Here is a 12,113-nt window from a genome sequence, read left to right as displayed (position 1 = left end):
TTTTGCGGCGCAGGCTCTAATTTGGCGCTTTCTTCTCCCCCTCTGCTATGCTGCAAGAATTCTCTGCCGTTGCTCACACCTACCTCACCCAGTTCATCTACTTGCTGCCCAAACTGCTGGTGGCGGCGGTAGTGCTCACGGCGGTATGGCTGGCGGCTGGCCGGCTACGCACTTATCTCGCTACCAAGCTCACGGCCCACTCGGCCGACCCGCTGCTCACCAACTTCCTCACCGAAATAGGCCGCTGGCTGCTGATGCTGGGCGGCGTGCTGCTGGCTCTGCAAATTGTAGGCTTTTCGGGCGTGGTGGGCGGCCTGCTGGGCGGGCTGGGCTTATCGGCTTTCCTAGTCGGCTTTGCTTTCAAGGATATTGCGGAGAACTTCCTAGCCGGCGTTATTCTGGCCTTCAACCGCCCCTTCCACGTGCAGGATAATATTGAGGTGAAAGGCCTCAAGGGCAAAGTGCAGGAGCTAAACCTGCGCACCACCCGCATCAAAACTGTGGATGGCAAAGACATATACATCCCCAACTCCCTGGTGCTGAAAGAACCGGTGGTAAATTACACCCGCGACGGCCAGGTACGCCAGGACTATGCCCTCACCCTCGGCCCCACCGCCGACCCTGAGGCCATCATGCAGCAACTGCTGGCCCAGGTGCGGCAGGAGAAAATCGTGCTCGACACACCCGGCCATCAGCCCGTCGCCGCCCTTGAGGAATTGAACGACGACAAGCTGACCGTGCGCGTATTCTTCTGGACGCCCGCCGACCAGGGCGCCGCCGCCCGCGATGCCCGTACTCGCCTGCTCAGCCAGGCGCGGCAACTTCTGGCCAGCGTACCGGGCGCGGTGGCCGCTCCCGTCGAAGTAAGACTGCTAGCCGATTCGGCGCCGTTGCGGACGCAGAATAACTAAACCTGTCCTGCTGGACGCAGTGAAGCAGGACAGGTTTTAATTTACCAACGCCTGGCCTAAGTCTTCCAGCAATTCCTCTACTTCTTCCACGCCCACGCTCAGCCGCAGCAGCCCGGGCGTGATGCCCAGCGCCTGCCGCCGCTCATCAGGCACGCCCCGGTGCGAGGTCCCCAGCGGATACGATACCGATGACGCTACCCCTGCCAGCGAGGGCGCAAACGGAAACAGACGCGTCCGCTGAATAAACCGGTCGGCTGCCTCCGCCGAGTCGTCCTGCAGCCGAAACGACAGCATGCCCCCAAACCAGCCATTGAGCAACTGCTCGCGAGCCAGCTCGTGCCCCCCGTGGCTCGTTAATCCAGGATAATACACCTGCGCCACCGCCGGGTGCTTCGCCAGAAACTGCGCCACTGCCAGCGCATTCTCGGAATGCTGGCGCATGCGTAGGCGCAGGGTTTTCAGGCCGCGCACCGTCAACCAGGCTTCCATTGGAGCCAGGGTGGTGCCGATGTTGGTGCCCACCGCGTGCAGGCGGCGGCCCAGGCTGGGCGTAGCGGCCACCACCACGCCAGCCATCACGTCGGAATGCCCGCCGAGGTATTTCGTGGCCGAGTGCCACACCATGTCGGCGCCCCAGCTTAGCGGCTTGCTCAGCATGGGCGTGGTGAAGCTACTATCGATAAGCAGCTTGATGCCGTGGGCCTGGCAAGCGCTGGCCAGGCGCGGCCCATCGAGCACCGTCAGCAGCGGGTTGCTAAGCACCTCGGCCAGCACTAGCCTGGTGTTGGGCTTTATCCAGCGCTCCAGGTCGTAGAGCTCGGCCAGCGGCACGTAGCTGGTTTCAATACCCAGGCGGGTCATTTCGTGGCTCAGCAATACCACCGAGCCGCCGTAGAGCTCCTCGGGGCACAGCACGTGGTCGCCGGCTTTGCAGGTGGCCAGCACGGCGGCCAGCAGCCCGCCCAGCCCCGAGCCGGTGGCTACGCCGCCGCTGGCCGCGCCTTCCAGCCGGGCCACCTCAGCCACCAGCTCGGTGGTATTCGGGTTTTCGGAGCGCGAGTAGCCGAAACGGCCGCCGCGGTCGGGGGTGGTGTAGTACTCCTCCAGCTCGGCCAGCGAGGCAAATTTGAAGACCGAAGTCTGGTAAATCGGGGTGACTTTGGGGTGGATATTGGTGATGTCCATGGCGCGGGAGGGAATGAGGCCCGTAAGTTACACCTTGGCGTCGGGCAGCGACGCCCCGCCCACCTGGCTAAGTTTGGTCTTGCCTTCTTTTTTCGCCACCATGTGCAGCTTATTTTCCTTCCGAAACACCTCCATCAGCACAATAAAATACGACAGCAGCAGCGGCCCAATCACCAGCCCGATGATGCCAAACACCTCTACGCCCAGAATCAGCCCCACCAGCGTTATCAGCGGGTGAATGTCGCCCATGCGCTTGGCCAGCATGATGCGCAGCACATTATCCACGTTGATAATCACCACAAAGCCCACTATCAAAATAGTTGCCCCCTGCCAGGTATGCCCCTGCGATAGTTGATAAAGCCCCGCCGGCCCCCACACCAGCGGCGTACCCAGCACCGGCAGAAACGCCATAAAAAATGCCACCACGCCCCAGAACAGCGGGTCGGGCACCTGGCAGGCCAGCAGCAGCAGCCCTGTCAATATCCCCTGTACCAGCGCCACCAGCACCTGCCCCAGTACGTTCGCATTCACGTTGTTTTTCAGCGAATCGCCCAGCTCGGCAATTGTCTCGCCCCGGAAGGGTAGGTAGCGGTGCAGCCCCAGCAGGAAATAGGTTTCCTGCATAAACATGTAGTACATCGTGAACAGCATCATACCCACGATAACCAGGAAATTCAGCGCACTCGTTGCAATTTTCGGCAGCCAGCCGCTTACCTTGCCCGCGCCCTGCTGCAACAGCTCCTGCGTATTCGCCTTATCGGTGAACTTGAAGCCAACCGCATTTTCCAGCTTGTGCAGCAAATCCATAATCTGCTGCGGCTCCTTGGCAAAGCCAATTATTCTATCAATCAGTAGCGAACTCAGCGCATAAAACGGAATCACCAGCACCACCACCGTCACCACCAAGATGCCGATGGTCACCGCCTGCCGGTTCCAGCCGCGCTTGTGCACCAGCGCAATCCACCACGGGCGGAAGACCACGAACAGGATACCCGCCGCCAGAAAAGCCGTCAGGTATTTGGCGAGGCCGAAAATCATCAAGGCCGCCAGCCCAATCAGCGACGCTACCAGCAGCAGGTAGCGCTGCCGCTGCGTGTAGATATTCTCGACGGCGGAAAAAAGGTCGGTAGGGATTGGGTTCATGGCGGGTGGGCTCGGGGGACGGCGACGCGAAGGCTCGCGTTTCTACATCGTTCTGGCCCTATACGCAAAAAGCCGTTTCTGCAACGCAGAAACGGCTTTTCCAGGCAAAAAAACTCGGCCGGCCTTACGCCACCGCGCCTTCGGCCAATACGATAACGTTGTTGCGCAGCACTTCCACCACGCCGCCTTCGATGCGGATGGCCTCGCGGCCGGCAGCGCTGGTCAGCGTCACCTCGCCGGCCTTGAGGGCGGCAATCATTGGCGCGTGGTTGTTCAGCACTTCAAACGAGCCATCGGCACCCGGAAAACGGGCGGCGGTCACTTCGCCTTCAAATACCTTGCGGTCGGGGGTGATAATTTCGAGATGCATGGGGTTTTGAGTTATGAGTTAAGAGTTATGAGTTATCGTTCTACGAACTCATAACTCTTAACTCATAATTAAACAATTAGCGGGCCTCGGCCATCAGCTTCTCACCTTTCGCCACGGCATCCTCGATGTTACCCACGAGGTTGAAAGCCGATTCGGGCAGGTGGTCGTGCTTACCGTCGATGATTTCGTTGAAGCCGCGGATGGTGTCCTTGATGTCTACGAGCACGCCTTTGAGGCCGGTGAACTGCTCGGCCACGAAGAAGGGCTGCGACAGGAAGCGCTGCACGCGACGGGCGCGGTTCACGGTCTGCTTGTCTTCTTCCGAAAGCTCGTCCATACCGAGAATGGCGATGATGTCCTGCAGCTCTTTGTAGCGCTGCAGAATTTCTTTCACGCGCTGGGCGGTGTTGTAGTGCTCGGCGCCGAGTACGTCGGCCGACAGGATGCGCGAGGTCGAGTCCAGCGGGTCAACGGCGGGGTAGATGCCCAGCTCGGCGATTTTGCGGCTCAGTACCGTGGTGGCGTCCAAGTGAGCGAAGGTGTTAGCCGGGGCCGGGTCGGTCAAGTCATCGGCCGGCACGTACACGGCTTGCACCGAGGTAATCGAGCCGCGCTTGGTCGAGGTGATGCGCTCCTGCATGGCCCCCATTTCGGTGGCCAGCGTGGGCTGGTAGCCTACTGCCGACGGCATGCGGCCCAGCAGAGCCGACACTTCCGAACCCGCCTGCGTGAAGCGGAAGATGTTGTCGATGAAAAACAGGATGTCGCGGCCGGCACCGGTGCCGTCGCCGTCGCGGAAGCTCTCGGCGATGGTCAGACCCGACAGGGCCACGCGGGCGCGGGCTCCGGGGGGCTCGTTCATCTGGCCGAACACCAGCGTGGCCTGCGATTTCTCCATCTCCACCATGTCCACCTTGCTCAAATCCCAGCCGCCTTCTTCCATCGAGTGCTTGAAGGCGTCGCCGTAGCGGATGATGTTGGCTTCGATGAATTCGCGCAGCAAGTCGTTGCCCTCGCGGGTACGCTCGCCCACGCCGGCAAACACCGACAGACCTTCGTAGGCCTTGGCCACGTTGTTGATAAGCTCCTGGATAAGTACGGTTTTGCCCACACCAGCACCACCGAACAGACCAATCTTACCACCCTTCACGTAGGGGGCCAGCAGGTCGATTACCTTGATGCCGGTGAAGAATACCTCCGATGAGGTCGCCAGCTCTTCGAAGGCCGGCGCGTGGCGGTGAATCGGCAGGCCGCCGTTCGACTTGGGCTGCGGAATGCCGTCGATGGCGTGGCCGATTACGTTGAAGAGGCGGCCTTTCACGCCGTCGCCGGTGGGCATCGAAATCGGCTGACCCAGGTTGCGCACTTCGGCGCCGCGGGTCAGGCCTTCGGTCGAGTCCATGGCGATGGTGCGCACCCGGTCTTCGCCGAGGTGCTGCTGGCACTCCAGCACCACCACCTGGCCGTTGTCTTTCGTTACTTCGAGGGCGTCGAGGATGTTCGGGAGCTTCGAGCCTTCACCCGCGAAGCTCACGTCCACGACGGGGCCGATAACCTGGGTGATTTTGCCGGTATTCGCCATTGCGTTTTCTTAAAATGAATTAGATGCGATTTTTCAGGCCGCAAAATTACGGCAAAGCCGCCGCTTTTCCTATCCTTTCCGGCCCCTACTCTGCCTCGGCAGCCCAAAAAATTCGGGCGTCCCGCCAACCATTTTTGCCGCTGAATATCAACTGGCAATGACTAAAGCAACTTTCCGGCCCCAGCGCGCCGCTCATTTTTTACAAGTTTTTTTTCGCCTAGCCCTTGCCCCGAATGTTTCGCCTCGTACCTTTGCAGTCCCAAACGGCTATCGGCCCGCTGGGACCTTGTCCGATGGTGTAACCGGCAACACGCTTGATTTTGATTCAAGAAAGTCCAGGTTCGAGCCCTGGTCGGACAACAACCTAACAAAACGGCCCCTTGCAGCGATGCGAGGGGCCGTTTTTGCGTTTTGCGGAATTTACGACCTTGAGATGGTGGCTGAGTCAGGTAATTAATACTCCATATGTCAGGAGTAGTCTCTTTTTGTATTCTGTGTACTCACCCCAATCTTCACTAAGCTCAGGGTAAGAATTAAATTACTGGTCTGCAATACGCCATGCACGCACCTCCCTACCTTTTCTCAATTCTTCATTATACCTATCATCTAGCGGAATCTTAATTGGGTCAAGGCAATGCCCCAATTCGTGCATAATATCAAAAATTATTTCCTTCTTATTTTCTGTCTTACTTTTTATCCATAGATAGTATATCCCGTTGGTATCGTCAGCTTTTGAAAATTCTCTTTGCCAGAATGATATCCCTATTTTGAGCACATCAATTTTTCTTAACAACTTTTCGATTACGCTGTCATACTTATCGTTCTGAACTGCATCCTGAAATTCTTTGATTTTTAATTCTAGCTTTAACATTTGCTGCATAGTGCTTATTATTAAAATTCTAAGTAAAATCCCTGGTTAGCTATTAGTTTATAAGGGTTCCAAACCTCTTAACTGAGTGGAGTGCGAAAGAACAGAATTTGCCCTAATCTACGCTTAACTTAGCGGAACACTTGGCTCGCTTCGTCATATGCACAAATATGGTCCCTACCGCATTGAGAAAATAACTATTACCTCTATCCGCAACTGGATTCTAGATAATGAAATTACTGAGGAGGACACCATTCTCTTGAACTCCTACAATTTTGATGATTTAGTTTTAGAATTCAGAGCAACTTATGACAAGCCCATCTCAGAGCCATATCACCTGCTGGGTATATTAGTTGACGAAGCGGTAGAGCATGCCGTTCCTTTAGGAAGTATATTACTATTGAAAGGTGGCAACTTAAGCTCCCAAGCACACACTAATAGTGACACAATGGATGATGGTAGCATCATTTTTCGCTGTGGCTGGTGTGGAAATGTCGTAGATGAATCTGGTAAGCTATTGAGTAGCGCTCAAGAAGTCGTTTAATAGCTTGGCATCAAGAACGCAGCTATAAGAATGACAGGCCGGTAGATGGTGAATGCTGCCCAGAGGGCGACTCTACTCAATCCAGTCGTCAGCTATTTACATAGGCACAGGTTGTTAGTTACCCGGCCGCCAGCTCATACGTAATCCCCTCCAGCCACTGCACGAACAAGATAGGGGCCCCAACCATAAAGGACTGCCCATAATACAGCTTGTTTTCGCCGGAAACTTTGTGTTTGGCCGTGATGACGGGGCGCGACGCGCCAGCCTCCAGGTAGTGCAGGGCCACTTCGTAGCCGGTTTGGCTCAGGCGTTGCGTCAGGGCGGGGTAATCGTCGAGGCGGGGGCGGTAGTTGTTCATAGCTTGGGGGAGGTAGTTAGCGGCGGATGGCTGCAATACTAAGGAATGTGGGACGGCGGTGGGTTCCCAATTAGCCGATTGGGTGGATTTGCCGGGTGAAGCGGGCGGATTTCTGGCTCGGCGGCAACCGACCTTCGCCAAATTCGGCGTAATTTTGGGGCAACATTACGCCGCTGCCGTGCCCCTCGGATTGTGCCTGCTTTTCCACCGAATGCCCGTTGAAGATGGGCATTGTAGCCGTCTGCGGACGGCCGGAAAGCCTGACCGCCGAAAACGGCCCGCCGGGCTTCACTCAACGGAACGGGCGTGATGCGTAGTGCTACTTTTCCCGGTTTGGTTTTTCGACATAGTCGGTCCTTCGTTTTGGCCGCCATGCTTTTATCCTTGTTTTGCTGAAAGGCGCTGGCTTCTCCCCCTGGAGAGGTCGGCGCCTTTCGCTTTTTGCCTTGCTCCCACCCTTTGCCCCGGCGCCCACCGGGTTGTTGCTCCCTCTTCTCACCTTCTCACTTCGTTATTGCCCCAGTTCTTATGGATTCGCAGGTTAAAATTTTCGCTGGGAGTGCCTCCCGCGAGCTCGCCGAGAAAATTGCCGACGCCTACGGCACCGAGCTGGGCGACCTCACCCTCCAGCGCTTTGCCGACTCGGAACTGGGGCCCAGCTTCAATGAGAGCGTGCGGGGCTGCGCCGTATTTCTCATTCAGAGCACGTTCCCGCCCTCCGAGCACCTCATGGAACTGATGCTGATGGTGGACGCCTGCAAGCGCGCCTCAGCCTACAAGGTGAACATCGTGATGCCCTACATGGGCTACGCCCGGCAAGACCGCAAGGACAAGCCCCGCGTGAGCATCGGGGCTAAAGTGGTGGCCAACATCGTGCAAAGCGTGGGCACCGACCGCATGATGACCTGCGACCTGCACGCGGGCCAGATTCAGGGCTTCTTCGACATCCCGGTGGACCACCTCGACGGGGCCACCGTGACGGCGCCCTACATCAAGTCGCTGAACCTCGAAAACCTGATTTTCGCCTCGCCCGACGTGGGCGGCGTGGTGCGCACCCGGGCCTTCGCCAAGAAGTTTGGGGCCGAAATCGTGGTCTGCGACAAGATGCGCCTGCGGGCCAACGAAATAGCCTCGATGCAGGTAATCGGCGACGTGGCGGGCATGGATGTGGTGTTCGTGGACGACATGGTGGACACGGCCGGCACCATCTGCAAAGCCGCCGAGCTGGTGATGGAGCGCGGGGCCAAATCGGTGCGCGCCGTGGTGACGCACCCGCTGCTGAGCGGCCCGGCCCACGAGCGGATTCGCAACTCGGTTTTGACCGAGCTCATTACTACTGATACGATTCCGCTGCGGGAGCAAAACGAGAAGATTCGCGTGATTTCGCTGGCGCCGCTGTTTGCGAGTGCCATTCGGAATGTGGTTTCGCACGAGAGCATTAGCTCGTTGTTTGTATAGATTGGTCGTTAGCCAACTCGCGCCGGACGCAATCCGCTTTGTAGCATCAGCATTTAGATTCCCTGTCCTTCAGGCTTTATGTTTTATGCCGTAGCAGCAGTTGCTTTCTTTGTGATTCTGCCTGTTTTTCTCATTAGAAAAGTCAGGACCACTTCTGATGCCCGCACAAAAAGGGCATCTATGATAGCACTGCTGGTATGGGGAGTCATTGCGGTATGCTGCTTACTGCTACTGGTGATGCTCTTTAGAGCTTTCCTTGGTGGCATGGGCGAGGGAATCCATGAAATGAATACGACGTGAGCTTGCCTTTGTCTTTCATTTTGACTACCTTTGCGGCCCGTTTCGGCAAAGGTGCCGCGAGCGGAAATCAACTTCCAACCACTTCTTCTTATGAAAAGCCTCGAGATTGTAGGGTTTAAAAGAGCGAATCTCGGTAAGACGGATGCCAAGGCCCTGCGCCTTGACGCCCAGGTACCGTGCGTATTGTATGGCGGCAAAGACACGGTGCACTTCTCGGTGCCCGCTATCCTGTTCCGCGAGCTGTTGTACACGCCGGAGGCGCACATCGTGGACCTTAACGTGGAGGGTACGCTGTACCGCGCCATCGTGCAGGACGCGCAGTTCCACCCCGTGAACGAAATGCTGCTGCACGTTGACTTCCTCGAACTGGAGGAAGGCAAAGAAGTGAAGATGGACATTCCGATTAAGTACGTAGGCGTATCGCCGGGTGTGCTGGCCGGCGGCAAGCTGGTAAGCAAAATCCGCAAGGTGAAAGTGCGTGCCTCGGCTGAAAACCTGCCCGACTTCGTGGAGGTGAACATCAGCGGCATGGAGCTCGGCAAATCCATCAAAGTGGGTGCCGTAGAAGCCAAAAACTACACCATCCTGACCAACGCGGCGGCTCCCATCGCCACCATCACCATCCCGCGCGCGCTGAAAGGCGAAATGGCCCAGGCTGGCAAAAAATAAATCACTGATTTTCGGCTCATTTAGCTGATTACACTGATTGTTTAATGTTTTATTGCAGGAAACGGCGCTTCTTTTGAGGCGCCGTTTTTTGTTGGCTGGTTGGTGCGTTTGTATCAGCGCAATCAGCTAAGTCTGTTTAAAGTCTGTGATTTTATGAAGTTTCTGGTTTTGGCCCTCGGCAATATTGGTCCTGAATACGCGGATACGCGCCACAATATTGGATTTATGGTAGCCGACTATCTGGCGCAGAAATTCGATGCGCCGCGCTTTGAGATTGGTCGCCACGCTTTTGTGACCGAAATTAAGAGCAAAGGCCACACCTACGTGCTGGTGAAGCCGACTACCTACATGAACCTGAGCGGCAAGGCGGCGGCGCACTGGCTGAGCGCCCTGAAAATCCCGGTGGAGCAAATGATGGTGGTGACGGACGACCTGGCGCTGCCCTTCGGGAAGCTGCGACTGAAGGGCCAGGGCTCGGCGGGCGGGCACAACGGGCTGAAAGACATTCAGGCTACGCTAGGGACTGACGTATATGCCCGGCTGCGCTTTGGAGTGGATGCGAATTTCCCGAAGGGGCGGCAGGTGGATTACGTGCTGAATCCGTTTTCGGCCGATGAGCTGATTGACTTGTCGGCACGCATTGAGAAGGCGGCCGAGGCAGTGCTGGCCTTTGGCTCGATGGGGCTGGAGCGGGCAATGAACGTGGTGAATGTGAAATAGAACGACAAGCTCCCCTCCTTAGAAAGGAGGGGAGCTTGCGGCGCAGGTGAAACGGGGGTGGTTGGCCCGGTCGCGCCGGTTGCAATGCTATTTTCTACCGGCGCGAAAGCCCTGACGACTTCACTCCCCCCCCGTTTCAGCTGCGCTGAAACATCCCCTCCTCTTCTGAGGAGGGGAGTTTGTTGTTCTTACTTCACTCTCGCCTGGCCAAACGGGCACTGGTCGAGCACCACGCAGCGGCCGCAGGCGGGCGTGTGGAAGTAACAGCACTTCTGGCCGTGAAACATGAGGGCCTCATGGTGGTCGTAAACCTGCTGGGCGGTCCAGTCGGGCGGTAGTAGGGCGGCTAGCTGCGGGTGGGCAGCAGCCTCCCCTACCTTAGGGCCGATGAGGCCCAGGCGCTGGGCCACGCGATGGTGGTGGCTGTCGACGGGCATGGCGGGGCGGCGTAGCGAACTGAAAAGCAGCACGGCGGCACTAGTTTTCGGGCCGACGCCGGGAAGTTCTTCCAGCCAGGCGCGGGCCTCGGGGATGGGCATATCGGCCAGCATTTCGAGGTCGCAAGGGCCGCCGCAACGCTGGCTGACGGCCCGCAGGATGGCTTGAATGCGCGGAGCTTTCTGCTCAGGCCAGGTGGCGGGGCTGATGGCGGCTTCGATTTCGGCAGTAGGAGCGTCGCGCACCTCGGCCCAAGTGGGGAAAGCGGCGCGCAGCTGCTGGTAGGCGCGGTGCGAATCGGCGTTTTTGGTGCGGTGCGAGAGCAGCGAGCTTATTATCTCGCTGAGCGGGTCTTTGGTGCTGAAAAAACGGAAAGGGGCGCCATACTCGGCGCAGAGGCGGTCGTGCACGAGCAGGGCCTTGTGCTGGCGCTCGGCGAAGGTGGCAGTAAAATCGGCGGGGAGCGTGGCGGGCTTCATGGGCCGGCTTACGCGGGAGGGGGATGGCGGGCTTGAAAATCAGATAAAAGTTGGAGGGTAAAAGTTAAACCCAGCCGCCTGTCCGGAGCCGATTGCAACTTTTACCACCTCAATTTTTAACTTGAAAACCCCTTACTAATTGCCATTATTGTACAGCGCAATGGCCTGCTTCTGATTATTCACCTGCTTGCTCTGCAGCACGATGGGGATAATCAGCACCGGTAGGGCCGCAAATACCAGCGGCGAAACCCCAGCCGTGTTAGGTTGCAGGGTTTGTATCAGGCCCCCTACCAGCAGGCCACCGCCGACCACATAGCTGGCCACGATGCCCCGCTGGTAGCGCCGGGCATCGACCAACAGCTGCTGGGCCCCGGCGTGGTCGCGGGTGGCCAGCATCAGGTTGCGCATGTTCATGTCCTGAATGGGACCGTTGTCTTTAGAGAAGTATTCGGTTTTGACCGTGCGATAGCCGCCGTAAGGATAGCCGCCCATGCCACCGTAGCCAAAGCCGCCGTAGCCGTACCCCATGCGGCCGGGGTAGCCACCGGGATTGTACTGCGTAGTGGTGATGGAGTAGAGGCTGATACGGCCGGTTTTGTCGCGGCGGAAAGTGGCCTCGCGGCTGGAATTGGGCAGCGTGGTGCGGACGTAGTGGCCGGTTTCGTCTTCGTAGAAACCAACATCTTTGAAGTCGATTTTGCGCTGGCCGTCAAGCAGTAGATAAGAATGCCCGAAAAGTGGATTGCGGGTTTCCACATCGCGCACATTGTACACCATGCCACCCTTCAGGCCGACCTGGTAGCGGGTGGGGGCGCTGGTGCCGCCGGGTATCTGGCCGGGCGGCGTGGGGGCATACACGGGTTCGGTAGCGGCGGGGGGCACGGGCGCGGCGGCCCGGCGGACGGTATCGGGCGTAGTGGCGGGGGCGTTGCCCAGCTGGCGCGGGGCGGGCGCCGGGCGCGCCGGGGCGGTAGGCACCGAGGGCGGCGCCCCGAGCTGCCGGGGGCCGTCATCTTGAGCCTGGACAACCGTGGTAGCAGTAGCGAGCAGGACCGTAGCGAAGGCTGGAGCGAGTTTCATGAATACAA

At 58.1% G+C, this 12,113-nt stretch carries 14 protein-coding genes and 1 tRNA gene; 6 read left to right on the top strand and 9 right to left on the bottom strand.

Annotated features, from left to right (window positions below; genetic code table 11):
• The first annotated feature begins 47 nt into the window (after positions 1-47).
• A complete protein-coding gene (locus Q5H93_RS04700; RefSeq protein WP_305005342.1) occupies positions 48-911 on the top strand; it encodes a mechanosensitive ion channel family protein in 864 nt (287 codons plus the stop codon).
• A 36-nt stretch (positions 912-947) separates the two neighbouring features.
• Here the strand turns inward: Q5H93_RS04700 and Q5H93_RS04695 are convergent, their stop codons facing one another.
• The 4 genes from Q5H93_RS04695 to atpD all read right to left on the bottom strand — a co-directional run bounded on the left by Q5H93_RS04695 (position 948) and on the right by atpD (position 5,191).
• Entirely contained in the window at positions 948-2,096 is a 1,149-nt protein-coding gene (locus Q5H93_RS04695) for a trans-sulfuration enzyme family protein (RefSeq protein ID WP_305005341.1), read from the bottom strand.
• Between the two features lie 27 nt (positions 2,097-2,123).
• Positions 2,124-3,239, bottom strand: a complete 1,116-nt coding sequence (locus tag Q5H93_RS04690) for an AI-2E family transporter (RefSeq protein ID WP_305005340.1) — start codon at positions 3,237-3,239, stop codon at positions 2,124-2,126.
• A gap of 124 nt (positions 3,240-3,363) precedes the next feature.
• Entirely contained in the window at positions 3,364-3,609 is a 246-nt protein-coding gene (gene atpC / locus Q5H93_RS04685; RefSeq protein ID WP_305005339.1) for an ATP synthase F1 subunit epsilon, read from the bottom strand.
• 76 nt (positions 3,610-3,685) lie between these two features.
• Entirely contained in the window at positions 3,686-5,191 is a 1,506-nt protein-coding gene (gene atpD, locus Q5H93_RS04680) for a F0F1 ATP synthase subunit beta (RefSeq protein ID WP_305005338.1), read from the bottom strand.
• Positions 5,192-5,478: 287 nt separating this feature from the next.
• Here atpD and Q5H93_RS04675 point away from each other — a divergent pair.
• A tRNA-Gln gene (locus tag Q5H93_RS04675) sits at positions 5,479-5,551 on the top strand.
• Between the two features lie 178 nt (positions 5,552-5,729).
• On the opposite strand, the gene Q5H93_RS04670 is transcribed toward Q5H93_RS04675, so the two are convergent.
• Positions 5,730-6,071, bottom strand: a complete 342-nt coding sequence (locus tag Q5H93_RS04670) for a hypothetical protein (protein ID WP_305005337.1) — start codon at positions 6,069-6,071, stop codon at positions 5,730-5,732.
• Between the two features lie 148 nt (positions 6,072-6,219).
• Here Q5H93_RS04670 and Q5H93_RS04665 point away from each other — a divergent pair, with 148 nt between their 5' ends.
• Positions 6,220-6,603 carry a hypothetical protein gene (locus Q5H93_RS04665; RefSeq protein WP_305005336.1) on the top strand — a complete coding sequence of 128 codons (384 nt, stop codon included), beginning with the start codon at positions 6,220-6,222 and terminating at the stop codon, positions 6,601-6,603.
• A 118-nt stretch (positions 6,604-6,721) separates the two neighbouring features.
• Here Q5H93_RS04665 and Q5H93_RS04660 read toward each other — a convergent pair whose 3' ends face one another.
• Positions 6,722-6,961: a hypothetical protein gene (locus Q5H93_RS04660; protein ID WP_305005335.1), complete on the bottom strand. Its 240-nt coding sequence runs from the start codon at positions 6,959-6,961 to the stop codon at positions 6,722-6,724.
• A gap of 70 nt (positions 6,962-7,031) precedes the next feature.
• A complete protein-coding gene (locus Q5H93_RS04655; protein WP_305005334.1) occupies positions 7,032-7,193 on the bottom strand; it encodes a hypothetical protein in 162 nt (53 codons plus the stop codon).
• Positions 7,194-7,489: 296 nt separating this feature from the next.
• On the opposite strand from Q5H93_RS04655, the gene Q5H93_RS04650 reads away from it, so the two are divergent.
• The 3 genes from Q5H93_RS04650 (at position 7,490) to pth (ending at position 10,108) form a co-directional block, all read left to right on the top strand.
• Complete coding sequence (locus Q5H93_RS04650; protein ID WP_305005333.1) at positions 7,490-8,419, top strand: ribose-phosphate pyrophosphokinase; 930 nt, start codon at positions 7,490-7,492, stop codon at positions 8,417-8,419.
• Between the two features lie 390 nt (positions 8,420-8,809).
• Positions 8,810-9,388, top strand: coding sequence for a 50S ribosomal protein L25/general stress protein Ctc (locus tag Q5H93_RS04645; protein WP_305005332.1), 579 nt, complete (start codon positions 8,810-8,812; stop codon positions 9,386-9,388).
• A 153-nt stretch (positions 9,389-9,541) separates the two neighbouring features.
• Entirely contained in the window at positions 9,542-10,108 is a 567-nt protein-coding gene (gene pth, locus Q5H93_RS04640) for an aminoacyl-tRNA hydrolase (protein ID WP_305005331.1), read from the top strand.
• Positions 10,109-10,296: 188 nt separating this feature from the next.
• Here the strand turns inward: pth and Q5H93_RS04635 are convergent, their stop codons facing one another.
• Positions 10,297-11,025, bottom strand: a complete 729-nt coding sequence (locus tag Q5H93_RS04635) for an endonuclease III domain-containing protein (RefSeq protein WP_305005330.1) — start codon at positions 11,023-11,025, stop codon at positions 10,297-10,299.
• A 135-nt stretch (positions 11,026-11,160) separates the two neighbouring features.
• Positions 11,161-12,105 carry a hypothetical protein gene (locus Q5H93_RS04630; protein WP_305005329.1) on the bottom strand — a complete coding sequence of 315 codons (945 nt, stop codon included), beginning with the start codon at positions 12,103-12,105 and terminating at the stop codon, positions 11,161-11,163.
• Positions 12,106-12,113: the final 8 nt, after the last annotated feature.

The sequence above is a fragment of the Hymenobacter aranciens genome, from assembly GCF_030580865.1.
In the GTDB taxonomy this organism is placed as follows: Bacteria; Bacteroidota; Bacteroidia; order Cytophagales; family Hymenobacteraceae; genus Hymenobacter; species Hymenobacter aranciens.
This window is presented reverse-complemented; position numbering and strand designations above follow the sequence as displayed.